Origin of the sequence: Halorubrum sp. ASP1 (genome assembly GCF_005435135.1) — an archaeon.
GTDB lineage: Archaea > Halobacteriota > Halobacteria > Halobacteriales > Haloferacaceae > Halorubrum > Halorubrum tropicale.
This window is the reverse complement of record NZ_SGUA01000006.1, coordinates 1-25,337: the sequence shown is the minus strand read 5'-3', so window position 1 is coordinate 25,337 and position 25,337 is coordinate 1. Positions and strand designations below refer to the sequence as shown.

The 25,337-nt window shown below is 71.3% G+C and carries 23 protein-coding genes; 9 read left to right on the top strand and 14 right to left on the bottom strand.

What is annotated here, in order from left to right:
- Positions 1-91: 91 nt before the first annotated feature.
- Positions 92-3,994, bottom strand: a complete 3,903-nt coding sequence (locus EXE48_RS10270) for a PAS domain S-box protein (RefSeq protein WP_137711356.1) — start codon at positions 3,992-3,994, stop codon at positions 92-94.
- 149 nt (positions 3,995-4,143) lie between these two features.
- On the opposite strand from EXE48_RS10270, the gene EXE48_RS18415 reads away from it, so the two are divergent.
- From EXE48_RS18415 to EXE48_RS10265, 3 genes are all read left to right on the top strand, one after another.
- Positions 4,144-4,281, top strand: coding sequence for a hypothetical protein (locus EXE48_RS18415; RefSeq protein ID WP_158293559.1), 138 nt, complete (start codon positions 4,144-4,146; stop codon positions 4,279-4,281).
- A gap of 166 nt (positions 4,282-4,447) precedes the next feature.
- Entirely contained in the window at positions 4,448-4,588 is a 141-nt protein-coding gene (locus EXE48_RS18775; protein WP_199236376.1) for a hypothetical protein, read from the top strand.
- Between the two features lie 112 nt (positions 4,589-4,700).
- The gene (locus tag EXE48_RS10265; RefSeq protein ID WP_137705509.1) at positions 4,701-5,444 is read left to right on the top strand and encodes an SDR family NAD(P)-dependent oxidoreductase; all 744 of its coding nucleotides are present in this window, start codon (positions 4,701-4,703) and stop codon (positions 5,442-5,444) included.
- Between the two features lie 80 nt (positions 5,445-5,524).
- Here the strand turns inward: EXE48_RS10265 and EXE48_RS10260 are convergent, their stop codons facing one another.
- On the bottom strand, positions 5,525-6,748 hold the full coding sequence (locus EXE48_RS10260) for a DUF2238 domain-containing protein (protein ID WP_121599443.1): 1,224 nt from the start codon (positions 6,746-6,748) through the stop codon (positions 5,525-5,527).
- A 197-nt stretch (positions 6,749-6,945) separates the two neighbouring features.
- Here EXE48_RS10260 and EXE48_RS10255 point away from each other — a divergent pair, with 197 nt between their 5' ends.
- The 3 genes from EXE48_RS10255 to EXE48_RS10245 all read left to right on the top strand — a co-directional run bounded on the left by EXE48_RS10255 (position 6,946) and on the right by EXE48_RS10245 (position 9,754).
- Positions 6,946-7,284 (top strand): hypothetical protein, encoded by a 339-nt coding sequence (locus EXE48_RS10255; RefSeq protein ID WP_053771284.1) that lies wholly within the window; start codon positions 6,946-6,948, stop codon positions 7,282-7,284.
- A gap of 269 nt (positions 7,285-7,553) precedes the next feature.
- Positions 7,554-8,975, top strand: a complete 1,422-nt coding sequence (locus EXE48_RS10250; RefSeq protein WP_199236375.1) for an MFS transporter — start codon at positions 7,554-7,556, stop codon at positions 8,973-8,975.
- Positions 8,972-9,754: an endonuclease/exonuclease/phosphatase family protein gene (locus EXE48_RS10245; RefSeq protein ID WP_053771283.1), complete on the top strand. Its 783-nt coding sequence runs from the start codon at positions 8,972-8,974 to the stop codon at positions 9,752-9,754. The genes EXE48_RS10250 and EXE48_RS10245 overlap by 4 nt, the downstream gene beginning before the upstream one ends.
- Before the next feature lie 26 nt (positions 9,755-9,780).
- On the opposite strand, the gene EXE48_RS10240 is transcribed toward EXE48_RS10245, so the two are convergent.
- From EXE48_RS10240 to EXE48_RS10225, 4 genes are read right to left on the bottom strand one after another with little or no spacing between them, the layout of a single operon-like run.
- Entirely contained in the window at positions 9,781-10,584 is an 804-nt protein-coding gene (locus tag EXE48_RS10240; protein WP_053771498.1) for an ABC transporter permease, read from the bottom strand.
- Positions 10,577-11,467: an ABC transporter permease gene (locus EXE48_RS10235; protein ID WP_158295111.1), complete on the bottom strand. Its 891-nt coding sequence runs from the start codon at positions 11,465-11,467 to the stop codon at positions 10,577-10,579. The genes EXE48_RS10240 and EXE48_RS10235 overlap by 8 nt, the downstream gene beginning before the upstream one ends.
- The gene (locus tag EXE48_RS10230; RefSeq protein ID WP_137711354.1) at positions 11,464-12,579 is read right to left on the bottom strand and encodes an ABC transporter ATP-binding protein; all 1,116 of its coding nucleotides are present in this window, start codon (positions 12,577-12,579) and stop codon (positions 11,464-11,466) included. The genes EXE48_RS10235 and EXE48_RS10230 overlap by 4 nt, the downstream gene beginning before the upstream one ends.
- A 1-nt stretch (position 12,580) precedes the next feature.
- Positions 12,581-13,675 carry an extracellular solute-binding protein gene (locus EXE48_RS10225; protein WP_053771280.1) on the bottom strand — a complete coding sequence of 365 codons (1,095 nt, stop codon included), beginning with the start codon at positions 13,673-13,675 and terminating at the stop codon, positions 12,581-12,583.
- 250 nt (positions 13,676-13,925) lie between these two features.
- Between EXE48_RS10225 and EXE48_RS10220 the strand changes: the two genes are divergently transcribed.
- Both EXE48_RS10220 and EXE48_RS10215 read left to right on the top strand, forming a co-directional pair.
- Positions 13,926-14,933 carry a lysylphosphatidylglycerol synthase domain-containing protein gene (locus EXE48_RS10220; protein WP_137711353.1) on the top strand — a complete coding sequence of 336 codons (1,008 nt, stop codon included), beginning with the start codon at positions 13,926-13,928 and terminating at the stop codon, positions 14,931-14,933.
- Between the two features lie 332 nt (positions 14,934-15,265).
- Positions 15,266-15,592, top strand: a complete 327-nt coding sequence (locus tag EXE48_RS10215; protein ID WP_121599435.1) for a NifU family protein — start codon at positions 15,266-15,268, stop codon at positions 15,590-15,592.
- A gap of 141 nt (positions 15,593-15,733) precedes the next feature.
- Here the strand turns inward: EXE48_RS10215 and EXE48_RS10210 are convergent, their stop codons facing one another.
- The 5 genes from EXE48_RS10210 to EXE48_RS10190 all read right to left on the bottom strand — a co-directional run bounded on the left by EXE48_RS10210 (position 15,734) and on the right by EXE48_RS10190 (position 20,768).
- On the bottom strand, positions 15,734-17,089 hold the full coding sequence (locus tag EXE48_RS10210) for a glutamate-5-semialdehyde dehydrogenase (RefSeq protein ID WP_199236374.1): 1,356 nt from the start codon (positions 17,087-17,089) through the stop codon (positions 15,734-15,736).
- Positions 17,082-17,957 carry a glutamate 5-kinase gene (gene proB / locus EXE48_RS10205; protein WP_137711351.1) on the bottom strand — a complete coding sequence of 292 codons (876 nt, stop codon included), beginning with the start codon at positions 17,955-17,957 and terminating at the stop codon, positions 17,082-17,084. Before proB ends, EXE48_RS10210 begins: the two co-directional genes overlap by 8 nt.
- Complete coding sequence (gene proC, locus EXE48_RS10200; RefSeq protein WP_077152265.1) at positions 17,950-18,726, bottom strand: pyrroline-5-carboxylate reductase; 777 nt, start codon at positions 18,724-18,726, stop codon at positions 17,950-17,952. Before proC ends, proB begins: the two co-directional genes overlap by 8 nt.
- A gap of 88 nt (positions 18,727-18,814) precedes the next feature.
- Positions 18,815-19,843, bottom strand: a complete 1,029-nt coding sequence (locus EXE48_RS10195) for a glycosyltransferase family 4 protein (protein WP_137711350.1) — start codon at positions 19,841-19,843, stop codon at positions 18,815-18,817.
- A gap of 58 nt (positions 19,844-19,901) precedes the next feature.
- Complete coding sequence (locus tag EXE48_RS10190) at positions 19,902-20,768, bottom strand: hypothetical protein (RefSeq protein WP_053771273.1); 867 nt, start codon at positions 20,766-20,768, stop codon at positions 19,902-19,904.
- Between the two features lie 148 nt (positions 20,769-20,916).
- On the opposite strand from EXE48_RS10190, the gene EXE48_RS10185 reads away from it, so the two are divergent.
- On the top strand, positions 20,917-21,930 hold the full coding sequence (locus EXE48_RS10185) for a lysylphosphatidylglycerol synthase transmembrane domain-containing protein (protein ID WP_053771272.1): 1,014 nt from the start codon (positions 20,917-20,919) through the stop codon (positions 21,928-21,930).
- Positions 21,931-21,939: 9 nt separating this feature from the next.
- Here EXE48_RS10185 and EXE48_RS10180 read toward each other — a convergent pair whose 3' ends face one another.
- From EXE48_RS10180 to EXE48_RS10170, 3 genes are all read right to left on the bottom strand, one after another.
- Positions 21,940-22,404, bottom strand: coding sequence for a hypothetical protein (locus EXE48_RS10180; protein WP_053771271.1), 465 nt, complete (start codon positions 22,402-22,404; stop codon positions 21,940-21,942).
- A 64-nt stretch (positions 22,405-22,468) separates the two neighbouring features.
- Entirely contained in the window at positions 22,469-24,214 is a 1,746-nt protein-coding gene (locus tag EXE48_RS10175) for a DUF2070 family protein (RefSeq protein ID WP_137711349.1), read from the bottom strand.
- Positions 24,215-25,279 (bottom strand): glycosyltransferase, encoded by a 1,065-nt coding sequence (locus tag EXE48_RS10170; protein WP_137711348.1) that lies wholly within the window; start codon positions 25,277-25,279, stop codon positions 24,215-24,217.
- Positions 25,280-25,337 lie beyond the last annotated feature (58 nt).

Genomic DNA, 25,337 nt, shown 5'->3' with positions numbered 1-25,337 from the left:
GCGGCGCTCGGCGCGCGCGGCGCTTCTCACCGACCTCACCGCGCGGGTCCGGTGACCGGGCGCGCGGCGCCCGACCGGACCGCCGCTCGGGTCAGTCGCTCCGAGCGAACTCGAACCGCGCACCGCCGTCGGCGCTCTCCTCCACCGAGACGACGTACCCGTGCGTCCTCGCGATGTCGGCCACGATCGAGAGGCCGAACCCCGTCCCCTCCGCGCTCGACGTGACGCCGTGGCGAAGCACCTCGTCGCGTCGCGCTCGCGGGATCCCCGGCCCGTCGTCCGCGACGTAGAACCCGTCGTCGTCCGCGCCGCCCACGGTGACCGAGACGTCCCGACCGCCGTGCTCGACGGCGTTCCGGAAGAGGTTCTCGAAGAGTTGGGTCAACCGGCCCGGGTCGCCGGTGACCGTCGGGAGCCCGTCGGCGACCGCGAGCGACGCCGCCGCCGTGTCGACGTACCCCCACGCCTCCGTCGTCACGGCCTGGAGGTCGACCGCCTCTGCGTCCTCGACCGCGGTCTCGCCGCGCGACAGAGCGAGCAGGTCGTCCACGAGGCGCTCGGTCCGATCGAGGGCGGACCCGACGCGCTCGAAGTGGTCCGGGTCGCCCGTCTCCTCGGCGAGATCGAGGAATCCCTGTGCGACCGCGAGCGGGTTTCTGAGGTCGTGCGCGACGACGCTCGCGAACTCGTCGAGGCGCTCGTTCTGCCGGTGTAGTTCCGCTTCACGGCTCGCGCGGGCGAGGGCCGCCTCGACGGTCGCGCCGAGGATCCGGAACAGGTCCGCGTCGGTCTCGGAGAACTCTCGCGGGGCGGTGGAGCCGGTGATCATAAGTCCGTGCTCCCCCAGCGGCACGAGGATCTCGCTCTCGATCGCGGTGTCGGGGTTGTACCGCCCGTCCGCGTTCCGGACGTCGTCGTACACCCGGGCGGTGCCGGACTCGAACGCCTCCCACGCGAGCCCCTCGCCGCTCGCGAATCGCGGCGGCTCCCCGAGCAGGTCGGCCGCCGGGTCCGTCTCCGTGACCGGGACGAGCGCGTCCGCCGCCGCGTCGAACTCCCAGAGCGCGGTGATCTCGAGGTCGAGGACCTCGGCCGCGGCGTCGACGGCGACGGCCGCGATCGCCTCGGTCGACTCGGCGGCGCTGAGCCGCTGGGCCGTGTCCTGGAGCGCTCTGAGTCGCGCCTCCGACCGCTTCTGTTCGGTGATGTCCTCGACGACGGCGAGCGTGCTCGCGACCTCGCCGTCCGAGCCCGGAATCGGCGCGACCGACAGGAGCAGGTCCAACTCCGCTCCGGCCTTCGTCTCGTGTCGGATCTCCGCCGCTCGAACCCGCTCGCCGCGCAGGGCGCGCTGGCAGTGGTCCCTGAGCGCGTTCCGCTCGCCAGCCGTGACGTCCGAGAGCCGCTCGCCGACGACCTCGTCGCATGACCAGCCGAACATGGTCTCGGCCTCTTCGTTCCAGCGGACGATCGTTCCGTCGGCGTCCACCTCCACCACGGAGAGCGGCGTCGCTTCGAACAGCGACTCCAGCCGGCGGTTCGAGGCCTGGAGATCGCGTTCCCGCCCGACCTGGTCGGTCACGTTCCGCGCGATACCGACGATCCGCAGCGTCTCGCCGTCGACGGTCACGGGTGCGAGGCTCGTCTCCCAGAACCGGGCGTCGGCGTCTAAGTCGAGCTCTTCGCGGTACGATATCGGGCCGCCCGCCTCGACGCAGCGGGCGTAGTTGGCCTCGAGTTCGGCCCCCCGCTCGTCGCCGAACACCGCCCGCGGCGTCTTCCCTCGCACGTCCGCGGTCGAGAGCCCGGTCTGGTCCTCGTACCCCGGGCTGAGCCGAGCGAACTCGAACGACGGCTCCTCGCCCGCTGTGTCCACGTCAAGCAGGAATATCGCGTCGCCGGACGTCGCGAGCAGCGCCTCGTACTCCTCCGCGAGCCTCCGGTGGTCGCGCTGCGCTTCTTTCCGCTCCGTGACGTCCTGAAACACGCCTCGGAGGGCGGCCTCGCCGTCGCGAGCGTCCGCGACGTACTCGCCCCACGCCCGGACGTCGCGGACGGCGCCGTCCCTCCGCACGATCCGGAGGTCGAGGTCGTAGGAGCCGCCGCCCTCGACGGCGGCGTCGACCGCCTCGGTGATCGTCGCCCGGTCGTCCGGGTGGTAGAACTCGATGCCGTCGTCGAGCGACGGCTCGTATTCGTCGTCGACGCCGTGGATCCGCCGGACCCCGTCGGACCACGTGAGCTCGTCGCTCGACGGGTAGTACTCCCAGACGCCGATCGCCGCGATATCCTGGACCCGGTCGAACAGGAACTCGTGTCGCTGTAACTGGGCGCGCTCGCGCGCCCGGGAGAGCTCGGTGCCGACGAGCTGCGCCAGCAGCTCGACGAACGTCCGTTCGAGCGCCCCGAACGGCGCGGCCCGCGTCGCGGGGCTGGAGAAGCTGAGCGTACCGAACCGACTGTCGTCGACGTCGAGCGGCGCGCCGATGTACGACTCCAGTCCGAGCGCTCGGTACGCGGGATGCGACCCCTTCCCGCGGTCGTGCGCGTCCGCGAACGCTCGGACCCCGTCCGCCGCGATCACCTCCTCGCAGTACGTCGCGTTGACGTCGAACCGGTCGCCGACGGCGATGTCGGCGTCCGGAGCGTGAACGGCCTCGACCGCGTAGTCCTCGTCGCGGATCCGCGAGGCGATACCGATATCGAGGCCGAGCGCGTCACACCCCACCTCGAGCAGCGATTCGATGCGGGCCGCTGACGAGGGGTCGCTCTCGGCCATAACGCGCTGAATCCGCCGCAAGGCGTCCCGTTCGCGGCGCAGCTGGCGCTTGGTCTCGCTCTGGTCCGTCACGTCCCGTGCGACGACGAGCACCTGCGTCCGCCGGTGTCGTCGGAACGGCGTGAGCCGCACGTCGAACGTGCGCTCCGCCCCCCCGACCGCGGCGTCGAGTTGGAGGTCGGCGTCGTAGAAGCCGCTAACGCCGCCGTCGCTCGTCATCTCGTCGAGCGTCGACTCCACCGCGCGCGAGAACGCTCGGGCGTCGGCCTCGCTGACGCGGTCCCCGACGAGCGCGTTCAACCGCTCTCCCGTGATGTCCGCCGATCGCCGGTCGCCCAGCACTCGGTTCGCGGCGGCGTTGGCGAAGCGGATCTCCCAGTCCTCGTCGATGACCGTCACCACGTCGTGGACGTTCTCCAAGACCGCCTCGTTGCGCTCCAGTTCCACCTCGCGCTCCCACTCGTCGGTGATCTCTCGGGAGAACACGGTCATCCCGTCCGCGTCGGGAAAGGCGCGCACCTCGACCCAGTACTCGAACGGCTCGCCGAGCCACTGTTCGAAGACCGCCGGGTCGCCGGTCTCCATCGCGGTTCGGTACCGCTCTTCGAGCTCCGTGCCGACGATGGACGGGAACTCCTCCCAGATGGTGTTCCCGACGACCGCCTCGGCGTTCCGACCGACCCGGTCGGCCATCTTCTCGTTCATATACTCCACGCGCCACTCCTCGTCGACCGCGTAGATCGCGTCCGTAGCGCGTTCGAGCGTCCGCTGAAAGCGGTCGGAGAGCCGCTCGGCGGCCGCCTCGGTGCGCGCGGCGTCGACCAGCGTCCGGACCCGGCGCGCGAGGAGATCGAAGCCGTCGTGGGTCCCGTGGATCGGGATGTAGTCCGACACGCCCGCCCGCGTCGCCTCGCTCGCGATCCGCTCGCTCCCGCGGCCGGTGAAGAGGATCGTCGGCAGGGCCGCCCCTTCGTCCGCGATACGCTCTAAGAGGTCGATCCCGGTTCCGTCCGGAAGCGAGTACGAGGTGACGAGGCAGTCGACCGACGACGCCGCGACGCGTTCGAGCGCGGCCTCCGCGCTATCGACTGTCGCGACCTCGAGACCCGACCCGAGCCGTCGGAGCTTCGCCCGCGTGAGCGCGGCGAAGTCGGCGTCGCCGTTCACGTACAGGACGCGAATCGGCTCCGGGCGCTCGTCGCTCGCAGTACTCATTGATATCTCTCGGTGAAGCGGCGATATCAATCATTCCCGCCAGTTCTTAGCCGTGATAAATCCACGAACGCGCACGACCGTCCCAGAGCGGTCGACCGCGGGCGGATTCGACGGCCCGCCGGCGCGAGGGCGACCGAGCGTGGCGGGGAGTGACGTGGCTCCGGGCGGATACCGATCCCGCGTCCATCGGCGACCTCGGCCCGGAGCAGCGACGACAGGCGAAGCGGTTCCCGTTGTGGACCGCCCTCACGGTCGTCGTGGGGTACGTTCTGATCGTCGTGTTCTGACCGACTGCGACGGGACGGTCCGACGCGCGCCCGACCCCGACGGAAGCGGCCCGACCGTCGGCCGGGGAGACCGAGCGTCCGGCGCTCTCCGGGGCCATCGCGCCCGAATCGGAGCCGTATTCGGCCGAGGATTTACCCGTCAGCAGCCGGTACGGTATTACGTAACATGTGCCACGGACATCGTTCGCGAGAGTGGTCGCGAGAGGAGACCGACGAATCGACCGACGAGCCGGCGGAGGAACCGTCGCTGTCCGAGCCGGAGGAGGCGACGGACGTGGAGATCCTCACCGACGGCGCCGGCGAGTGAGCGCGGGCGCCGGCGAGCGTCCCCCGCGCCGACGGCGTTTTCAACGGGGTGGCGAGCGTCCGCACCCCCACCGTGAGGAACGCTTAGGGGTGGGCCGGCCCACGGATCCGGTATGGAGCCACGCCCCGACCTGAGCGGACGGACCGCCCTCGTGACCGGCAGCGCGAAGCGCGTCGGCCGCGAACTACTGCTGTCGATCGCCGACTGCGGCGCCGACGTCGTCGTGCACTACAACGAGAGCGAGGCGGCGGCGACCGCCACCGCCGAGGAGGTCCGCGACCGCGGCGGGACCGCGATCACCGCGCAGGGCGATATCACCGACCCCGACGCCGTCGACGCGCTCTTCGACGCGGTCGAGGCCGAGCTCGGCGCGGTCGACGTGCTCGTGAACAACGTCGGCGACTTCGACGCGCGCCACTGGAGCGAGATCGACTGGGAGTCGTGGCGGAACGTGGTCGAGACGACGTTCTACGGCACCGTGCTCTGCTCGCGCCGCGCCCTGCCCGCCATGCGGGAGCAGGGGTGGGGACGGATCGTGAACATCGGGTTCGCCGACAGCGACCGGATGCACGCCCACCCGGTCAACTTCCCCTACTTCGTCGCGAAGACGGGCGTCCTGATGTTCACCCGGATGCTGGCGGCGGACACGAGCGACGACGGGATCACGGTCAACGCCGTCTCGCCGTTCGCCGTCTCGAACACCGAGGCCGGCGTCGAGGACTTCCCCCGCGGCCGCCCGGCCGACTTCGCGGACGTGGCGGCGCCGCTCCGGTTCTTCCTCAGCGACGCCGCGTCGTACGTCAGCGGCGAGAACGTGGCCGTCGACGGCGGGCGGCTGCCGGAGTTCGACGGGTAGGCGCGGACCCGGGTCCTCGCACCGTCGCGTCTCCTCCCGCGGTCGCCACGTCGCCCCCGGTCAGCCCGTCCGTGCCCGCGTCAGTCGCCGCCGCCGACGAGGGCGCCGACGCGCCCGGCGAGCCGGGCCGCGAGCCCCTCGAAGTGCGCGCTCGCGAAGGCGGCGACGAGCACCGCGCCGACCGTGTTGAACGCGAGGTCGTTCACGATGTCGGTCGTCCCGTACTGGGCCAACACCGCTTCGCCGCCGGTGACCGCCGCGAGGCCGCCGCTCGCGAACTCCAGGACCTCCCACGCGACGCCGACCGCGAGGACGAACAGGACGACGAAGGTGGCTCGGAACTCGCGCGTGAACGCGACGGCGTCGGAGTGCCGCTCGACGCTCCGAGCGAGGGCGTAGCCGGCGCCCGCGACGAGCCCCGCCGAGAACGTGTGCGCGAGGCTGTCGTACCAGCCGAAGGCCCCGTACAGCGCCAGCGCGCCGACGGCGTGGAGCGTCGACGCCCCGGCGATCCACGCGACGAGGCGCGCGTCCATCGCGTAGCCGTACTGCCGCCGGAGCAGCGCGGGCACGAGCGTGATACCCAGCGGGACGGCGCTGTTCACGAGCAGCGTCGCGTCGCCGCGGGCGACCGCGATCGCCGCGATCCCGAGGAGGACCGCCTGCAGTGCCCCGACGAGACGCGCGCCGCTCCCGGCGTCGCCACCGACGGCGCGGTCGGCGTCGGCGGCGTCGGCGTCCGGTCGGAGCCGCTCGATCCGGCCGGAGACGTGACAGTACACGTCGAACAGGACGCCCGCCCCGACGCCGACGGCGGTCGCGACGATCAGGTCCCACATCAGCTCGTCCGCGGTCCCGACGAAGCTCGTCCCCGCGACCGCGTCCAGGACCCACGACCCGACCGCCCACGCGCCGGCGGCGGCCATCGTCGCGACGACGACGAAGACCGCGGCGAACCGCGGGGTCATCGACAGCGAGGTGAACGCGTCGAGGACGACGGCGACGAGGAGCCCGAGCGCCGCGGCCGCGACGAACGGCGTCGCGCCCGGGAGCGCCCCCGCCGCGCGGACGGCCACGGGGACGGCGGCGGCCGCGAGCAGCTCCGCCGGGACGGTGACCGCCGGGTCACGCGTCGCGACCGGGACGACGACGGCGACGAGCGCGAGCAGCGCGGTGAACGCGGCCCAGTCGGGCTCGCCGACGAGCAGGAATCGACCGACTGCGGCGACGAGACCGGCGGTGACGGCCCACGCTGCGACCGCGTCGGCGCGGTCCGGCGCGAGCGCGGAGCGAAGCCTTGCCATGCCGCTCGGTACCGCTCCGCGACTGAAATACTGGGGGGTCGCGGTCGCCTATGGCCGGTGTCGCCTGAGGTCGGGGGCGTCTCGAACGGTAGTCGCCTCGGACCGGACGTCGCTCGGATCGGGCGCTCGGTGGACGGCGCTCAGTGAGCGGTTCTCGGCACGCGAAAGGCTTTGAGCTCGCGGCGCGAAGGACGGTTATGAGCAGATCCCTGCCGCTCGCGGTCGGCTTCCTGGCCGGCGTCGGCGTCTTCCTGTGGCTCGCGGGCGCGGTGCTCGAAGCGCAGTTCGGCCCCGCGGCGATACTGGCCGCGTACGGCGCGGTCGCCCTCGGCGTCGCGTGTACCGCGTACGTAACGGTCCGTCGCGTCGAGCGGCTGCTGGGGTCGGGCTCGGGGGACGCGCCCGCGACGGCGGGCGCGTCGGGCTCGGAGCGGGGCGAGGGGGTGACCGTCGAGCTGGCGGCGCTCGACGTGGAACGGGAGGTGGACCAGCTGAAGGCGGAGCGGTCGCGACCGGACGACGGCGAGCGACCGTGACGCGGTCGCGAGGGAATCGGGATTCCGTGCCGCACGGTCGCGCGTGCCGGGCGACGCGCCGGGGGCATCGGGCGCGGGGACGACCGCGGAGGCGGCCGTCGGTCGGCGCGAGGCGGCGGAGTCGGTGCGCGCGGCCCTCGGGAAAGAGACGCATCGTCGACGCGCTCGGCCGGGCGGTCGCTCAATAGCCGTTTATACCCCTCAGTAGTCGGGTTTTTGCCGGGGGCCGCCGAGCCTCCGACCATGCCAACAGACGGGGGTCGCTCACGGTGACGCGGATCGGGGCGCTGGGTGCGCGGATCGGGGCGCTGGGTGCGCGGCTCGGGGTCGACTCGCGGGCCAGCGGCGCGTGGGCGCTGTACGACTGGGCGAACTCGGCGTTCGCGACGACTGTCGTCGCGGCGGTGTTTCCGGTCTACTACGAGTCGGTGATCGGTGCCGGGCTGTCCGGGAACCTCGCGTCAGTGTACTTCGGCTACACGACCGCGGTCGGGCTAGCGCTCGTGGCGCTGGCCTCACCGGTACTCGGAACACTCGCTGACCGGTACCGCGCGAAGAAGCGGTTCCTCGCCGGGTTCGTCGCCCTCGGCGTCGTCTCGACCGCGGGACTGTTCCTCGCCGGTGAAGGCGCGGTGCTGTACGCCTCCGCGCTGTTCGTCCTCGCGAACATGGGATTCGTCGGCGCGAACGTCTTCTACGACTCGCTGCTCTCGCACGTCGCGTCGGACGCGGACAAGCTGTCGACGGCCGGCTTCGCGGTCGGGTACCTCGGCGGGGGCATCCTCCTCGTGGGCAACCTCGCGTGGATCCTCTCGCCGGCGACGTTCGGGTTCGCGGACGCGGACGTCGCCACCCGCGCGGCGCTCCTCTCGGTCGCCGTCTGGTGGGCGGTGTTCTCCCTGCCGCTCTTCGCCTACGTCGACGAACCCCCGGCGGACACGACGGACGGCGCGACCGCCCCTGAGTCGGAGCGCTCGTCGCCAGTGGTCACGGCCGTCCGTCGGCTCCGGACCACGGCCGCCGACATGCGAGAGTACCCCGACCTCCTCCTGTTCCTCGGAGCGTTCCTGCTGTACGCCGACGGCATCGGAACGATCATCCGGATGGCGAGCATCTACGGCTCCGAGATCGGGATCGGACGAACCGGAATCGTGGGCGCGCTGGTGTTGGTTCAGTTCCTCGGCGTTCCGTTCGCGTTCCTGTTCGGCTCGCTTCCCGGACGGCGGATCGGCCTCGCGGCGGGCGGGATCGCACTCACGACGAAGCGGGCGATCTACCTCGGACTGGCCGTGTACGTCGGCATCTCTGTCGGCGGGTTTTTCATGACAAAGACGTGGCATTTCTGGGCGCTCGCCGTCGCGGTCGCGACGGTTCAAGGCGGCACGCAAGCGCTGTCGCGGTCGCTTTACGCCGCGCTGTCGCCGCCGGACAAGTCGGCCGAGTTCTTCAGTTTCTTCTCGATCTCGTCGAAGCTCGCGGGGGTCGTCGGACCGGCACTGTTCGCGTTCGTCGGACAACTCACCGGGTCGAGCCGGTACAGCATCGTTTCGCTGCTCGTGTTCTTCCTGGGCGGGGCCGCGTTGCTGTCGCGCGTGGACGTCGACGCGGGCCGGCGAGCGGTCCGGGACGGTCCCGCACCGGCGACCGCCGATCCCGACGCGGGGTCTCGACCGGCGGAGGGCGGTTCGTGACCCGGACCCCGCTCCGAGTCGCGTCCTACAACGTCAGGTACGCGGGCCTCGACGCGGGGCGGCTGGACTGGAGCGTACGGCGCGACGGCGTCGCGTCGCTGGTGCGCGACATCGATCCGGACGTGCTCGCGGTACAGGAAGTCTGGATGGACCAGTTGCCGGACCTCCGCGACCGTCTTCCCGGCTACGACTGGGTCGCGTTCCCGGACCGCAACGGCGAGCACACGCCGATCGCCGTCCGGAGGCGTCGCGTCTCGGTCGCCTCGGCCGGCGCGTTCGGGCTCGCCCCGGGCGGGGACCGCGAGGTCACGGCGTGGGACGCCGCCATCCCTCGGACCGTCACGCACGCGACGCTCAGGGACCGGCGGGCGCCGGCACCCCCCGACGCCGACGGCCGGACAGTCGCGGTGTTCTCGGTCCATCTCGACCACGCGGGCGAGCGAGCCCGGCTGGAGGGCGCCCGGCTGGTCCGGGACCGCGTTCCCGACGGTCCCGTCGTCGTCGCCGGCGACCTCAACTGTCAGACCGGATCCCCGCCGTACGAAGCCCTCACGGCGGACCTGACGGACGCCCGGCTCGCGGCGCACGAGCGCGACGGGCCCGACCGCACGTACGTCGGCTTCGACGCGGACGACGGCGTCAGCGGCGACCCGGCTGCGAGACGGATCGACCACGTCCTCGTCCGCGGCTGCGCCGTCGAACGCTACCGAGTGGTTCCGCACGACGCCGACGCGCCCGCGTCGGACCACTTCCCGGTCGTCGCCGATGTGGTCCCATGAGTCGACGAGCCGCACCGGGCGGCCTCTCAAGTGTCGGTCGCCAGCCGGTCGAGCCCGGCGAGCCCGCCGGCGAGGAGGACGAGCAGCAGCACCGCGGCCAACAGGATCGTCGAGACCACGCTCACGAGCGGGTCGAGGCTCTGGCGGAGCGAGTTCCACGCCTGCACCGGCACGGTCCGCGTGTCGGGGCCGGAGAGGAAAAGCGCCATCACGAACTCCTGCAGGCTGACGATGAACGCGACGAGGGCGGCGACGGCCAGCCCGGCGCGGACCTCGGGGACGACGACGGTCCGGAACGCCGTGAGCCGCGACGCGCCGAGGTCCAGCGCCGCCTCGTGGAGCGCCCAGTCGAAGCGCGCGAACGCGGACTGCATCACCGAGAAGGTGAGCGGCGTCGCCCACAGCGAGTGGGCCAACACGAGCGCGAGGTAGCTCTGCTGGAGGCCGAACGCGCTGAAAAAGGTCAACAGCGTCACGGCGATGACGACTCCCGGGACGAGCAGCGGCAGCAGCGCGAGCCCGACGAGCGCGCCGCGGAACCGGCCGTCGTACCCGCGGAGCCCGAGCGCGGCCGTCGTCCCGACCCCCATCGAGAGGGCGCTCGTCCCGGCCGCGACGACGAGGCTGTTGGCGAGCGATCGCAGCCACGTCGGCGAGGCGAGCAGTTCGCCGAACCACCGCAGCGACGGCTCCGTCGGCGGGAAGACGACCGCGCTCGACGCGTCGAACGCCGTCGCGACGACGATGACCAGCGGCGACACGAGCAGGCCGAAGAGGGCCGCGACCGCGCCTCGGGCGAGCCAGCCCCGGACCGCGCGGACGCTAGCCAAGGAGCTCACCCCCGTCGTCGAGGCGCCACAGCCCGACGAGCAGCGCCGTCAGCACCACCGCCACGGTGATCACCGCGAGCGCGGCGGCGGCCGGCCAGTCGAACTCGGTCAGGAGGAGCTGCGAGACGAGGATCGCCGTCGTCTGCTCGCTCCCGGACCCGACGAGCAACGGTGCGGGGTACGCGCCCACGGACCACGTGAAGCTGATGATGCCCGCCACGGCGATCCCCGGCCGGGCGTGCGGCAGCACGACCTCCCGGAACACGGCCGGCCGGTCCGCGCCGAGGTCGCGGGCGGCCTCGACGAGGCTGTCGTCGAGCGTCGTCAGCACGGCGTAGACGGTGAGGATCGCGTACGGCACGACGATGTACAGCTGCGCGATGACCGCGCCGGCGAGGTTGTCGACGAGCAGGAGCGGCTCCGCGAGCGGGCCGACGCCGGTGAGGACGTCGTTGAGTACCCCCCGGGGCGAGAAGACGAGCACGACCGCGAACAGCTTCACCACGATGGTGGTGAAAAGGGAGCAGACCGCGCCGGCGAGGAGGAGCGTCCGCCAGGGTTTGGCGGCGCGCCAGACGGCGTAGGCGTAGGTCACGCCGACGGCGACCGCGAGGGCGGTCACGAGGACGGCGAACCCGAGCGTGAAGGCGAATATCTCGTGGACCAGCGGCGTCTCGGCGACGTACTCGTACCCCGCGAGCGACCACGATCCCTCCGCGAAGGCGCCGCCCGACGTGCGCTCGGCGAAGCTCAGCCGGAGCAGGTAGCCCATCGGAACGAGGAAGACGAGCCCGTCGAGCAGGAGGAGCGGGACGAGGAGCGCCAGGGTCCGCCACCGCGCGGACAGCTCGACGGCCGGCAGCGCCGCCCGCGCGTCGCTCACCGACATCTATCCCCCGTCCCGTCGAAGTAGAGCGCGTCCTCGGGCCGGAAGCGCACGACCACCGCGTCGCCCGCGTCGACGGCGGGCGCCTCCGCGACCGACGGCTCGACGAACAGCGTCGTCTCGCCGGCCGACAACCGGATCCGGACGTCCGCGCCCCGGTAGACCGTCTCCTCGACGCGCGCTGGCACCGCGACCGCTGACTCGCCGCCGTCGCTGACGGTCGCGTCCGGCGTCCGCTCGGCGGGAGCGACGGACAGCGAGAGCCGCTCCGGCCGCAGCGAGGCGACGACCGCGTCGCCGGCCGCCAGCGACGGGCCCTCGACCGCGGCCTCGAACCCGACGCCCATCGGCGTCTCCAGGCGGGGCCGCGGCCCCGGCTCCGCGGCGGTACACGCGACGAAGTTCGTCGTCCCGAGGAACGACTCGACGAAGCGGTCCGCCGGGTCGTCGTACACCGCTTCCGGGGTGTCGTGCTGGACGAGCCGCCCCGACTCCATGACCCCGAGCCGGTCGCCGAGCGTGAACGCCTCGTCCTGGTCGTGGGTGACGTAGAGCATGGTCGTGCCGACGCGGTCGTGGATCTCGTTGAGCTCGAGCTGCATGGTCTCGCGGAGCCGCCGGTCGAGGTTCGACAGCGGCTCGTCGAGCAACAGGAGGTCGGGGTCGACGACGAGCGACCGGGCCAGCGCCACCCGCTGTTTCTGTCCCCCGCTGAGCTGCTCGGGGTAGGCGTCCCCGTACCCCTCCATCTCGACGAGTTCGAGCATCTCCCGGGCCTGCGCCTCGCGCTCGGCGGCTCCGACGCCGTCCATCTTCAGGCCGAAGGCGACGTTCTCCGCGACCGTCTGGCGCGGAAACAGCGCCCAGTCCTGGAACACCAGCGAGCAGTCGCGCTCGTTGGGCGGCGCCTCTGTCACGTCGACGCCGCCGATCCGCACCCGGCCCGCCGCGGGCGTCTCGAAGCCGGAGATCGCGCGGAGGATCGTCGACTTGCCGGACCCGGACGGGCCGAGCAGACAGCAGAGCTCGCCCTCCGCGACCGCGAGCGACACGTCGTCGACCGCCGTCAAGTCCCCGTACTCGACGGTGAGGCCGTCCAGTTCGAGCATCTCAGTTGTCCTGGACGAACGCGCGGAAGCGGTCGCTCATGTCGCCGGAGAACTCGGCGACGCCGGCGAAGTTCTGGAACGCGATCTGGTCGAGGTCGTCGTTCGCGATCGGGAGCGCGTCGGCGGTCGTCGAGGGGTGCGTCGTCTCCTCGTGGGAGAACCCGAGGTTGAACTCGGCGGCGTACGCGCTCTGGACCTCGGGGTCGAGCATGAAGTCGATGAACTCGGTCGCCATCGCCTCGTCGGACGCGCCCCGGACGATCTGGTAGTAGTCGATGTACCCCGTCGTCGGGTCGGGCACGGTGACCCCGATCGGGTACTCGTCCGTGTCCCGCGCCTTGCGCAGGCCGTACGCGAAGAAGTAGTGGCCCACGTCGGCGAGCCCCTCGCCGAGCGCCGTCCAGAGCTGTTGGGTGCCCTGGTAGAACGTCGACACCGGCAGGCCCTCGACGGTGTCGAAGAGGGCGTCCATGTACTGGGGGTCGTACACCTCGTCGGCCATCGGCTCGTCGTCCCTGAGCAGCGCCGCCATCATGAACAGCTTCAGCCAGAAGTCGCTGGGGAGCGCGACGTTCTCGGCGGCGTCGGACTGAAGGTCGCTCCAGGACTCCGGCGTCCACGCGGCGCTGTTCTCATTGTAGACGTACGCGTGGGCCCCGTACGCGACCGGGACGCCGGACTCGGCCATCTGGTACTGGCGCAGGTTGGACTTGATGCCGCCGGCGTTCGAGAGGTCGTCGTAGTCGACGGGGACCCACAGGTCGTCCTGCTGGCCGCGGTAGTTCGTCCGCCCGACGCCGACCGTCACGTCGAACGGCGGGTCGTCCGCGGGGGACTGGCGGATCTTCGAGAGGATCCCCTGCCAGTTCCCGCTCAGTTCGAGGGTGTTGCCCGTCCGCTCCTCGTACATCGGCTTGATGACCTCGCGGAACACCGTCTCGTTCGTGCCGCTCCAGACCGAGACGCGGAGGGTGTCGGTCCCGCTCGCGGTGCCACCCATACAGCCGGCCAGCGCCGTCACCGCCGCGCCGCCGGCCGCCGTCAGATACGTTCGTCGACTGGCTCCGACGGCGTCGCCTGCGGGCTGATCTGCCATTACCGATCCCTATGCCCGGACGACCAAAAACGGTCGGTCGAACGGGTCAGACGGCGGTCGCGCTCCGCGTCGGACTGGCCGGCCGACGCGCCGAGACGGGTGCGGTCGACGCACCTACGGTCGCCCGGTCGGCGCCGATGGAACCGTTCAAGTCGCTCGGCTCGCACGATGTGATCGTCTCGCGCGTTCCGGGCGCCCGACGGTGACCGAACCGATGGTCGGATCCCCCCAGGCGGTGCGTCGTTGACCCATGCGGCGAGCGCTGCGGTTCCTCGTCGGGGTCGCCGCGGGTGCCGCGATCCTGGCGGGGTACCTGTACACCGTCGGGATCGAGACCGTCCTCGACCGGGCGCTCGCGGTGACGCCGCTGATCCTCGCCGTCGTCGCGCTGCTCGTCGTCTTGGAGGGAATCGCGGACGCCATCGGCGTCTGGGCGTCGATCGCCCCGCTCGGGGACGGGATCTCCGCCGGCGAGAGCGTTCGGTTCGCGCTCGCCGGCGACTTCTTCGACACGCTCAGCCCGGCCGGACCGGTCAGCTCGGAGCCGATCATGGCCCGGTTCTTCAGCGTCGCCACCGACACGGGGTACGCCGAGGCGCTCGGCGTCCGCTCGACGGCGAAGTACGTCAAGTCGGGGACGCAGGCGGCGTTCTCGGCCCTCGTCGGGCTGGCCGTCCTGCTCGACGCCCCGGACGCGGCGCCGATCCTGACGACGTTCGGCGTCGCCGTCGGGGGGCTGGCGCTGTTCGGCGCCGCGGTACTCTCGACCCGCGACCGGCTCTCCGACGGGATCGTCGCGCTGCTCGCGCCGGTGATCACTCGCGTGTCGGCGCTGTACCGCGACCCGCCGCACGACAGGGCGTTCGTCGAGGCCGGCGTCGCGCGCTACTGGGAGCGCATCGTCGACTTCCGACGGACTCCGGGGCTGATCGGGCTCATCGCGCTCGGCGGACTGGTAGAGCAGGCGCTCACCGCGGCCGCGCTGTGGGTCGCGCTGTCCGGGCTCGGCGTCGAGAGCGCGTTCCTGCCGATCCTCGTCCTCGTGCCGCTCCCGCAGATCGCGAGCGTCGTCCCGATCCCGGGCAGCCTCGGCGCCTACGACCTGCTCCTCGGCGGGGCGTTGACCGTGGTCGCGGGCGTTCCCGGCGCGGCCGCGACGGCCGCGATCCTCGTCGTTCGGACGCTCGCGCTCCCGTTCAGCGGGATCGCGGGCGGGCTCTGCGTCGCGTCCCTCCGCGGCTGGCGCCCGACCGGGTGACCCGCGTCCAGCCCCGTCGCTCCGATCTCGTCCGCGGACGACCATCCCGGCGCGTGCGTCCGCCGTCGTCGCCGACGGTCACCGTCTCCGGCCGCCGTTTCGGTCCGATCACGCTAATTGGGAACATATTGAGACGAGACCCGGCGACGCGGGCGCCGAACCGACCGACGACGACGCTCCGCACGCGTTTAGGCAGTACTAAAAATTGATATGTATCGATAAGTAGCACTCGGTAAACAGCCAGAAAAACCGTTTCGGAGCCTGTATATTCAAATTTTAGGGTGTCCTAAAACTAAAGATTTATGATACGTTGGGGACAATGTCCGTTCGCAATGAGCGCAGAGGGACTCGAACGGCAGACGCGAAGCTTCCTGAGCAACGAAGTGCCACAGATCCAGCAGCACGGCGGCAACTTCGAGATCCGGGACGTCGACGAGGAGGCGGGGACGGCGACCGTCGCCATCGGCGGCGCCTGCTCCGGGTGCGGCATCGCCCCGATGACGATGCGGGCCATCGAGCGCCGCCTCCCCGAGAGCGTCGACGGGCTCGAGGACGTGGAGGTCGTCCGGGCCGGCGGGCCGCGCGCCGCGGTCATGCCGTCGAAGACGGACGAGATGGACGAGATGGACGAGTACGAAGACTACAGCCCGCCGTTCTGAGCGGCCGCCCCGTTCGGGTCCGGCCGCCCGCCGAGCGCGGCTTTTTCGCGCGCGTCCCACGACCGCGAGCCGACCGACCGCCGGTCGTCGCGCGCTTCCGCCTCGGGCCGCGGTTCCGTCGCGTCGGCGGCGGCGTTCCGCTTACCGCGTCGACAGCGTTCCCGGCGTCCACTCGGCGCCGTCGAGTTCCCGGTGCGTGAACGGGACCGCGTCCTCGCCGCTGTAACTCGCGACGAGGTGCCCGTCGCCTTCGAGGTAGTACTTGTACGTGGTGAGCCCCTCCAGGCCGACCGGGCCGCGGGCGTGGATCTTGCCGGTCGAGATGCCGACCTCCGCGCCGAGCCCGTAGCGGTAGCCGTCCGCGAAGCGGGTCGAGGCGTTGTGGAAGACGCTCGCGGCGTCGACGCCGGTCATGAACGTCTCGACCGTCTCGGCGTCCTCGGTCAGGATCGACTCGGTGTGTTTCGAGCCGTGGTCGTTGACGTGGTCGATCGCGTCGTAGGCGTCGTCGACCACCTTGATCGACAGTTCGAGGTCGCCGTACTCCGTGTCCCAGTCGTCGGCGGTCGCGGGCCCGACGTCGACGACCCCGCGGGTCCGCTCGTCGCCGCGCAGTTCCACGCCGGCGTCCTCGTAGCGCTCGACGAGGTCCGGGAGGAACGCGTCGGCGACGGACTCGTGGACGAGCAGGGTCTCGACGGCGTTACAGACGGCGGGGTACTGGACCTTCGCGTCGAAGGCCACGTCGGCGGCCATCTCCAGGTCGGCGTCCGCGTCGACGTACACGTGGCAGATCCCCTCGGTGTGGCCGAGCACCGGGATCTGGGTGTTCTCTTGGATGTAGGAGACGAACTCCGAGGAGCCGCGCGGCATCACGAGATCGACCCGGTCGTCGAGTTCGAGGAGGCGGTCGACCTCCTCGTGGGCCTCGATCAGCGCTGCCCACCCGTCGGGCAGGTCCGCGGTCGCGTCGACGATCGCCTCGTGAAGGACGCGGTTCGACTCGCTGGCCTCGCTGCCGCCCTTGAGGACGACCGCGTTCCCGGACTTCAGCGCGAGCGCGGCGATCTGAACCAGGGCGTCGGGCCGCGACTCGAACACCGTCGCGACCACGCCGATCGGCACCGCCACCCGGTAGAGTTCGAGGTCCTCGTCGAGCTCCCGCGCCGCGAGCGTCTCGCCGAGGGGGTCGTCCTGTTCGGCGACCGACTCGACCATCGAGGCGATCTCCTCGACCTTCGTCGCGTCGAGCTTCAGGCGGTCGACGAGGGCCTGCGTGTACTCGCCGTCCGCGAGCATCGCCTCGGCGGCCTCCACGTCGACCGCGTTCGCCTCGAGTATCTCCGACTCGCGCTCGCGGATCGCGTCGGCTATCGACCGGAGCGCCTCGTCGCGGGTCGCCCCGTCGGCGTTCGCGAGCCGCAGCGCGGCGCGCTCGGCCCGCCGGGCCAGTTCGTCGGTGTCCGCTTCCACGTCGGTGGTGTTGCTCTCACTCATCGTCGTCACCCGTCTCCGGCACGAATAGCGTGCCCGTCGGCTTACCCGCTGCGATCCGCGCTAACACGTCGCGCTCCGCCGACCCGGCGATGATCGCGGGGATCCCGTGGCGGCTCACGTCGTGGGCGCCCTCCACCTTCGTGCGGATGCCGCCGAAGTCCGTCTCCGTGCCGTCGCCGACGATCTCCCGCAGCCGCTCGTAGCCGTCGTCGACGGCCTCGATCAGCTCCGCGTCACCGTCGCGCTTCGGGTTCCCGGTGTAGACCCCGTCCACGTCGGTGAGCGTCACGAGGAGGTCGGCGTCGAGCCCGATCGCGATCGACGCCGACAGCATGTCGTTGTCGCCGATCCGGAGCTCGTCGGTCGCGACCGCGTCGTTCTCGTTGACGACGGGGACGACGCCCCACGACAGCAGCGTCTCGACGGTGTTGGTGAAATTGTCGAACCGCTCCGGGGCGTCGAGGTCGGTCCCGGTCACGAGGATCTGCGCCACGTCCTGGTCGAACCGCTCGAAGCTCTGCGTGTAGTGACGCATCAACAGGCCCTGGCCCACGGTCGAGAGCGCCTGGCTCTCCGCGATGGACTCGACGCCGTCCCGCGACTCGGGCCCCGTGTCGAGCCGACCCGTCCCGGCGCCGACCGCCCCGGAGGAGACCAGCACGACCTCGGTACCGCGCTCGCGGAGGTCCATCACGTCCGCGACCAGTTTGTCCAGCTTCACCCGGTCCAGCCGCGAGTCGTCGTCGGTGAGGGAGTTCGTCCCCGCCTTGACGATCACGCGGTCGGCCGCGGCGGCCTCCTCTCGCGCGGCCGCCACGCGCTCGCCGTCGGTCGCGCCGACCCGCTCCGCGCTCGCGTCCTCAGCCATCGTCGAACGCCTCGGCGAGCTCCCGGGACCGGCGCTCGGCGGCCGCGACCGCGTCCTCGACCGCCGCGTCGGCCTCGCTGTCCCACAGCACCTCCATCCCCTCTATCGTCGTCCCGTTCGGCGAGCACACCGCGTCGATGAGCTCGTCGACGCTGCGGTCGTCGCGGAGCACCGTCTCGGCAGCGCCCTTGAACGTCTGAGCGGCCAGCGTCTCCGCCTGTTCGGCGTCGAGCCCGCTGTCGATCCCGCCCTGTTTCATCGCGTCGATCAGGTAGAACGCGAACGCGGGACCGCTGCCGTTGACCGCCGTCGAGACGTGCATCAGCGACTCGTCGACCTCGACGAACTCGCCGACCGCGTCGAGCATGGCGCGGACCTCGTCGGTGAGGCCCGCGTTCGTCGCGGCCGCGGCCATGTTCCCCGTCTCCGCCGCGAGGTTGGGCATGATCCGGACGACGGAGGCGTCGGTGCGGGCGGCGACGAACTCGCGGGGGAGCCCCGCCGCCAGCGTCACCAACTGCTGGTCCTCCCGGAGGTCGAGGTCGTCGAGGACCGCGGGCGCCACGTCCGGTTTCACCGCGAGGACGACGATGTCGGCGTCGCGCGCCGCGTCCACGTCCTCGGTCGTCTCGTCGACGGCGTCCTCGATCGCGGCGAGCGCCTCGGGATCGAGGTCGATCGCCGTCAGGTGGTACCCCTCAACGCGGGCGAGCCCCCTGAGCAGGGCACCCCCCATGTTTCCGCAGCCGATAACGCTCACTCGAGTCATTTGGCCCTACGGTATCGTCGGGCGGACATACCAACTGCGGTTTTCGCAATTTTCCGCGATCGGTCGATTTCGTCCCCCTCGCGGACGCTTACACCAGATCCGCGTACAGCGATCGGTAGCGGTCGGCGATCGCGTCGAGCGAGAAGGCCTCGCTCCGCTCGGCGGCCCGCGCGCCGAGTTCCGCCCGGCGGTCGGCGTCGCGGAGCGCGTCGATGGCCTCGACGAACCCCTCGACGTTGTCCCCGCGAGCGTCGGCGTCGGCCGCGGCGTGCGCCCCGTCGCCCTCGTCGCCGACCTTCAGGCACTCCTCGCCGTCGTCCAGCCACGAGAACGTCTCGATGTCGCGCACGACGAGCGGCTTGCCGGCGGCCATCGCCTCCAGCAGCGCGATCCCCTCGTTCTCCTCGTGGGTCGGGAAGCAGAACACGTCGCCCGCGGCGTACGCGCCGCGGATGTCGTCGACGAACCCCGTGAACGTGCAGTTCCTGGGCGCCTCGTCGACGAGCCGCTTCGTCTCGCGGCCCTTCAGCGAGCGATCGATGGGGCCGAACCAGACGAAGTCGACGTCCGGCATCCGGTGGGCCGTCTCGACGAACGTCTCCAGCCCCTTCCGCTTGATCACGTGGCCGACCATGAACACCGTCGGCGGGTCCAGGTCGTAGCGGTCGCGGTACTCGGCCTCCAGCGACTCGAACCCGTCGAGCTTCCCCCGGTCGACGCCGTTCGAGACGACCGTCGTCGGCGCGTCGGTGTACCCCTCGATCACCGACCGGTTGTACTCGGAGGGGCAGATCAGCCGGTCGGCGAGCCCGTACGCGCGGCGGAGGTACGGCCTGAGCGGCCGCGCGAGCGCGTTGGTGAACCGGAAGCTGTCGCCGAAGTCCTCCGCGGTGACGTGGGTGTGCGCGACGACGGGGACGCCCGCCTTCCGGGCGCGGCGCGCGTACCAGACCGAGCGCGGGCCCATCAGGTTGAGGTGGAGCACGTCGGCGTCGAGCGTCGGCTCCGTCGTGTATTCGACGCCGACACGGTCGAACATCTTGCGCTGGTGGTCGACGGACGCCGCCATGCCGCCGGTGACGCGCTCCGCGAACTCGAAGTAGTGACTGACCTTCATCGGCGGGTCGGCGGGCGCGGCCGCGCGGCGGTCGCGTCTCGGGCCCCGGCGCGGTCGCTCACTCGACTTCCAGCCACGGGACCTCCATCAGCGCGGGGATGTACGTCTCGATGTGGTGCTCCCAGACGCCCTCCTCGCCGAACGCCTCGCCGTGGTCGGCGGTGACGACCACGTCGCCGTCGAGCTCGTCGACGAGCTCCGAGACGCTCTCTAAGGCGATCCGGAGGTTCTCCTCGTACATCGACAGCGCGGTCACGCGCGTGCCGTCCTTCACGAGGTCCTTCGGGTCGAGTTCGAGCCACAGCCCCGCCTTCTGGGCGAACTCGCTGTCGTCGAGCCGGCTCTCGATCTTCGGCCGGACGGAGTCGCTGAGCGAGGAGAGGAGCCCGCCGTCGTCCTCGCTTCCGCCGTTTTCCTCCGCTTCCCCCTGCTCTCTGATCCCCTTCTGGATCTGCTTGAGCTTCTGCCCCTTCCCGCGCGAGAGGTAGGGCGCGTGCGGCTGCATGTAGTGGAGCACGGTGCGGTCGGCTCGCTCGACGGCGTCCTGGTTGCGGTGGAACGCGTCCGCGATCCCCTCCGGCGGGACGGTGCCGAGGTCGTCGTCCCAGTCGGTCTTCCACACGTCGTGGATGTCGCTGATGTGCTCGGAGGCGGTCCACTCGTAGTCGCAGCTGGCGCCCCACTTCAGCTCGTTCAGCGGGATCCCCAGGTCGTTGATGAAGGGGTTCCCGGAGAAGTACGCGATGTCGTGGTCGTCGGTGAACGTGCGGTAGGCCCACTCGGGCGTCGACGAGCCGACGCTGCGCCGCTTCTCGAGCGTGCCGTCGAGGTACTCGTCGTACACGTCGGCGAACACGTCGTACCGGCACGCGTCGAGCACCAGACAGTAATCCCACTCCGACTCGAGGAACCGCTGATCTTCCATTAGGTGGGCCGTCGGCCCGCCGGTACGTATGCATTCTCATTCTCGCCCCCGGACCGGCGGTCCGCGAGCGTGGCCGAGGCCCGGAGACGCCGACGCGCCGGCGGGCGCGAAGCAGACGTTTCAAGTTCGCTACCGCCCCACCCAGTCCATGGACGGCCCACAACGGCGCGCGCTCATCCTCGGTGCGGGCGGCGCCGTCCTCCTCCTCGCGGTGCTGTTCGTCGTCGTCGGCGTCGACCGCATCGTCGACGCGCTCGCGGCCGCCGACCCGGGTCTCGTCGCCGTGACGCTCGGCCTCGGGCTCTGCTGGCTCGCGGCGTGGAGCCTCATGCTCCGCGCCGTGCTGGGCGCCCTCGACGTCGAGATGTCCGTCCGGACCGCGTTCCTCGTGTACAGCGGCGCCGCCTTCGCGAACAACGTCACCCCGTTCGGACAGGCCGGCGGCGAGCCGGTCGCCGCGGCGCTCATCTCGAAGGTGGGCGAGGCGCGCTACGAGACCGGGCTCGTCGGCATCGCGAGCGTCGACGTGCTCAACGTCGTCCCCTCCGTCTCGCTCGTGTTCATCGGAGTCGGGTCCTACGCGGCCACCACGGCGGTCGGGGACCGCGTCGGGTTCGCGGTCGCGAGCGCGGTCGCGCTGATCGCGGCCATCGTCTCGGCCATCGCCTTCGTCTGGCGCTACCGCGTCGCGGTCGTCGACCGCGTTCCGGGCGCCGTCGGCCCGTTCCTCGGACGCTTCGACCGCTTCGACGCCGAGACGATCGAGGCCGGCCTCGCCGACCGCCTCGGCAACTTCTTCGCCGACATCGAGCGCGTCGGCACCGACCGGCCGCGCCTCCTCGGGATCGTCGCGCTCTCGCTGTTCGGCTGGCTCTTCCAGGCCGCCGCGCTCACCGCCGCGTTCGCCGCGATCGGCCACCCGATCTCGCCGGTGATCCCGGTCTTCGTCGTTCCCCTGTCGTACGTCGCCGGCGCGACCCCGCTCCCCGGCGGGCTGGGGGGCATCGAGGCCGCGCTCGTCGGGCTGCTCGTGCCGACGACCGGCGTCGCCGCCTCCGCGATCACCGCCGCCGTCCTCGTCTTCCGCGGGGCCGTCTACTGGGTCCCGATGGTGATCGGGGGCGCCTCCGCGTCCGCGCTGGGCGTGAGGGCGTTCGAGTAGCGCGCCGCGTCAGAACCGGTCCGGTCGCCTCCGCACCGCCGCGCCGAGGGCGTACGCCGCGCTCCCGAGCGTGAGCGCGACCGCGAGGGCGACGACCGGGCCGATTCGCAGGCCGGTCAGCAGCTCGGCGCGCGGACCCAGCGCGACGGTCGACGGCCGCGGCACCGCGTAGCCGCCGTCGTCGAGCGTGGCGCCGCGGACGACCGCCGCGAGCGGCGGGACGACGAAGACCCAGATCGCCGCGAGGAACGTCGCTCCCCAGCCGGCGAGGAGGCCGCCGCGGTGGCGCCCGGCGTACCCGGCGCTCGCGAGGCCGACGGCGACGAGGACGGCCCAGATCGGGTACCGCCAGGCGGTTCGGATCGGCTCCCACGGGAAGGCGACGAGGAACGAGGCGGCGACGAACGCGACGCCGACGGCGCGGAGCGCGCGATTCGGAGACCGACCGGTGCCAAGGAGGGCTCGCGGGGCCATAGGGACATGTGGACCGGGACGGGCAAAAGCGAAGGGGAGCGAGCCGCTCGGTGGTGCGTCCGACTCAGAAGAACAGCCACAACACGAGCAGCGCGTACAGGATCACCAGCGAGATGAGCGTGAGGCGGATGAGGATGTTGACGCTGAACACGAGCCCGTTGTAGTCGTTCTTCAGGAGCTTCACCGGCTCGGTCCGGTTGCTCTCGAACCCGACCGTCGCGGGCGCGACGTCGTCGACGGCGCGGTCGACCGCGCCCTCGATGGCGTCGATGTCGGACTCGCGCTTGTTCGCCAGCTCGTGGATCGACGCGTGGGTGTCCGTCGAGAAGGGGATCACCGCGTCGAACTCCGCGCGGTACTCGTCGGCGGTCGCCCGCACGTCGGGGGTGAGCCCGTTGGTGTCGACGCCGATCCAGAGGACCTCCTGGCCGTCGACGCGCTCGACCATCGCCAGCGCGTCCTGACCGGTCCGCGTCACGGCGAACCCGGCGGCGTAGTCCTCGACGAGGTCGGTGTCCGCGAGCCGGTCGCGGAAGTCGTCGAACGCGCGCTTCAGGCGGTCGGCCGTCGCGGAGCCGTACTGGATCTCGACGTCGGGGCCGTTCTGGATGTCGTGTCGGTGCTGGTCGATCAGCAGCACCTCGTCGTGGTCGACGTCGCGCATGAACACGCCCGTGTCGTAGTCGTCGATCCCCTCGCCGTGGAGGACGATCACCTCCTTGTCCCCGATCCGGCGGCCGTGGAACCGCACGTCCGCGTAGCCCTCGCGCTCGCCGTACGACGCGGTCACGAGCCGCGAGACGCGCTCGGTCCGGTCCGGGTCGGCGACCGCGTCGAGGATCCGCTCCGCGTCCGCGGGGTTCGAGAGGTCCTCCTTGTGCGTACACGGGACGTGGAAAAAGAAGCCGGCCGCGTCCGCCGACGCGGCGGCCGCGGCGCCGCCGTCGGTCGCGGCCGCCGTCTCGGCGCGCTCCGCCCCGTCGACCCCGCGGCCCTCGTTCAGCGCCTCGATCAGGTTCCCGCTCAGCTGGCCGCCGCCGAACCCGCCGAGCGGGCCGGGGTGGACCCACGGGGCCGCCACCGTGAGCCGTCTCCCGTTGTCGACGGCGAACGTCTCGACGGCCGGACGGGCCTCGACGCCCAGGTCGAGTGACTCGCGGTCGTTCCGGAGGAGACCGGAGGTAAGCGCGAACGCGGAGACGTCGGTGTTGCTCTTGATCAGGTAGTCGACGACGACGAGGACCAACACGAGGAAGCCCGCCGCGATGAGCAGCGAGGCGAACGCGAACACGTGTCGGTACGTCGAGAAGCCGAGTTCGCTCCCGCCCAGCGCGTAGAAGGCGGCGATGAGTCCCGCCGGCTCGACCAGCGAGACGAGCAGGATCCGGTCGAACCGGTCGATGCCCGTCGAGACGACGAGCACCAAGATGTTGATCAGGTACAGCGTGATGAAGCTGAGCCAGATGATGCTCCAGGCGTTCCCGACGTTGTCCGCCCCGGAGAGTACCAGCGCGTAGACGAACAGGACGAACTGTGAGGTGAGCGCGAGGAAGTAGCTCCACGACCGCGGGTAGCCGTCGAGGACCCGGGAGAAGAGTTCGGCCGCGACGACGAAGGGGACCAAAAAGATGAGAACGGCCACCGGCAAGATCCGGGACGGTTCGGGAGCGAACGGCGTGAAGAGCCAGATTCCGCCGACCGTCCCGACGGCGTAGACGACGCTGAGAGCGGCGAGGGCGGCCGCCTGAATCCTGAGGGGCGGCACAGAGAAGATGAACCGTTGAAACGCGTCGACGTTGTCGGCGCCCATCTACGCTGTCACCCCGTATATCGATTCGAGCTCGTCGACGGTCCGTTCCACGGAGAACCGCTCGACCGCGCCGCGGGTGTCCCGGTCGCCGTCGAGGCAGTCGCGGACCGCGCGCTCCATGTCGTCGAGGTCGCCGAACGCGAAGCGCGCCCCGTTCTCGGGGCCGATCGTCTCGTCGAACGGCGCCACGTCCGCGGCGGCGACCGGCGTGCCGCAGGCGTTCGCCTCCAGCGTCGAGAGCCCGAGCGTGTCGCAGGTCGACGCCGTGACGAACACGTTGAGGGCGGCGTAGAAGTCGGGGAGATCCTCGCGCGGCAGGAAGTCGTGGAACCGGACGTTCCCCGGCGCGTCGGCCTCCAAATCCGCCCGGACCGGCCCCTCGCCGACGACTTCGAACCGCACCTCGGGCAGGCGTTCCGCGAGCCGGAGGATCTCGTCGACGTTCTTCTTGCGGGTCATCCGGCCGCTGTACCCGACGACCGGCGCGTCGACGGCCGTCGGCCCGCCGTCGGTCGCCGTCGCGGTCACGCGGGCGTTCTCGCGCGGCCGGAACCGGTCCATCTCGATCCCGACGGGGAGCCGGTACGGCTCCACGTCCCGCCGGATACGCGAGGTGGAGGCGGTGACGCAGTCGAACGCGTTGAGGAAGCGATTCTCGTAGGCGACGTACGCCCGCCCGACGACCGAGGCGAGCCGCTCCGACTTGAGCCCCTGAACGAAGTAGTCCTCGACGGGGGTGTGATGCGTGTACACGGAGGTCGCGCCGTACCGCCTCGCGTACCGGAGGCCCATCAGCCCGGTCGACGCCGGGCCGTGGCAGTGGACCACGTCGAGGTCGGGGAGCGTCGACAGGCGGCGGAACGTGGGGAGGCGGTACTGACGGTAGAAGGGGTTCGGCAGCGAGGGGACCGGAATCTCGTGGTCGTCCGGCTCGTGACTGCTCGCCGGATACACCACGTAGACGTCGTGTCCCCGAGACTCGAGCCGGTCGCGCCACGACTGGATGGTGTAGGTGACGCCGTCGATACCGGGGAAGTAGCTGTCGGTGAAGAAGCCGATGTTCATGGTCGCGTCTGACGGTTGGGGGGTTGCCGGCGGCCGGAACCGCCGCGGAGGGGTCGGC

What these genes read in the sequence shown, in the direction of transcription:
- EXE48_RS10270 (WP_137711356.1), bottom strand. Translation starts at nt 3,994, where the DNA reads ATGAGTACTGCGAGCGACGAGCGCCCGGAGCCGATTCGCGTCCTGTAC.
- EXE48_RS18775 (WP_199236376.1), top strand. Translation starts at nt 4,448, where the DNA reads ATGTGCCACGGACATCGTTCGCGAGAGTGGTCGCGAGAGGAGACCGAC.
- EXE48_RS10265 (WP_137705509.1), top strand. Translation starts at nt 4,701, where the DNA reads ATGGAGCCACGCCCCGACCTGAGCGGACGGACCGCCCTCGTGACCGGC.
- EXE48_RS10260 (WP_121599443.1), bottom strand. Translation starts at nt 6,748, where the DNA reads ATGGCAAGGCTTCGCTCCGCGCTCGCGCCGGACCGCGCCGACGCGGTC.
- EXE48_RS10255 (WP_053771284.1), top strand. Translation starts at nt 6,946, where the DNA reads ATGAGCAGATCCCTGCCGCTCGCGGTCGGCTTCCTGGCCGGCGTCGGC.
- EXE48_RS10230 (WP_137711354.1), bottom strand. Translation starts at nt 12,579, where the DNA reads ATGCTCGAACTGGACGGCCTCACCGTCGAGTACGGGGACTTGACGGCG.
- EXE48_RS10225 (WP_053771280.1), bottom strand. Translation starts at nt 13,675, where the DNA reads ATGGCAGATCAGCCCGCAGGCGACGCCGTCGGAGCCAGTCGACGAACG.
- EXE48_RS10220 (WP_137711353.1), top strand. Translation starts at nt 13,926, where the DNA reads ATGCGGCGAGCGCTGCGGTTCCTCGTCGGGGTCGCCGCGGGTGCCGCG.
- EXE48_RS10215 (WP_121599435.1), top strand. Translation starts at nt 15,266, where the DNA reads ATGAGCGCAGAGGGACTCGAACGGCAGACGCGAAGCTTCCTGAGCAAC.
- EXE48_RS10210 (WP_199236374.1), bottom strand. Translation starts at nt 17,089, where the DNA reads ATGAGTGAGAGCAACACCACCGACGTGGAAGCGGACACCGACGAACTG.
- proB (WP_137711351.1), bottom strand. Translation starts at nt 17,957, where the DNA reads ATGGCTGAGGACGCGAGCGCGGAGCGGGTCGGCGCGACCGACGGCGAG.
- proC (WP_077152265.1), bottom strand. Translation starts at nt 18,726, where the DNA reads ATGACTCGAGTGAGCGTTATCGGCTGCGGAAACATGGGGGGTGCCCTG.
- EXE48_RS10195 (WP_137711350.1), bottom strand. Translation starts at nt 19,843, where the DNA reads ATGAAGGTCAGTCACTACTTCGAGTTCGCGGAGCGCGTCACCGGCGGC.
- EXE48_RS10190 (WP_053771273.1), bottom strand. Translation starts at nt 20,768, where the DNA reads ATGGAAGATCAGCGGTTCCTCGAGTCGGAGTGGGATTACTGTCTGGTG.
- EXE48_RS10185 (WP_053771272.1), top strand. Translation starts at nt 20,917, where the DNA reads ATGGACGGCCCACAACGGCGCGCGCTCATCCTCGGTGCGGGCGGCGCC.
- EXE48_RS10180 (WP_053771271.1), bottom strand. Translation starts at nt 22,404, where the DNA reads ATGGCCCCGCGAGCCCTCCTTGGCACCGGTCGGTCTCCGAATCGCGCG.
- EXE48_RS10175 (WP_137711349.1), bottom strand. Translation starts at nt 24,214, where the DNA reads ATGGGCGCCGACAACGTCGACGCGTTTCAACGGTTCATCTTCTCTGTG.
- EXE48_RS10170 (WP_137711348.1), bottom strand. Translation starts at nt 25,279, where the DNA reads ATGAACATCGGCTTCTTCACCGACAGCTACTTCCCCGGTATCGACGGC.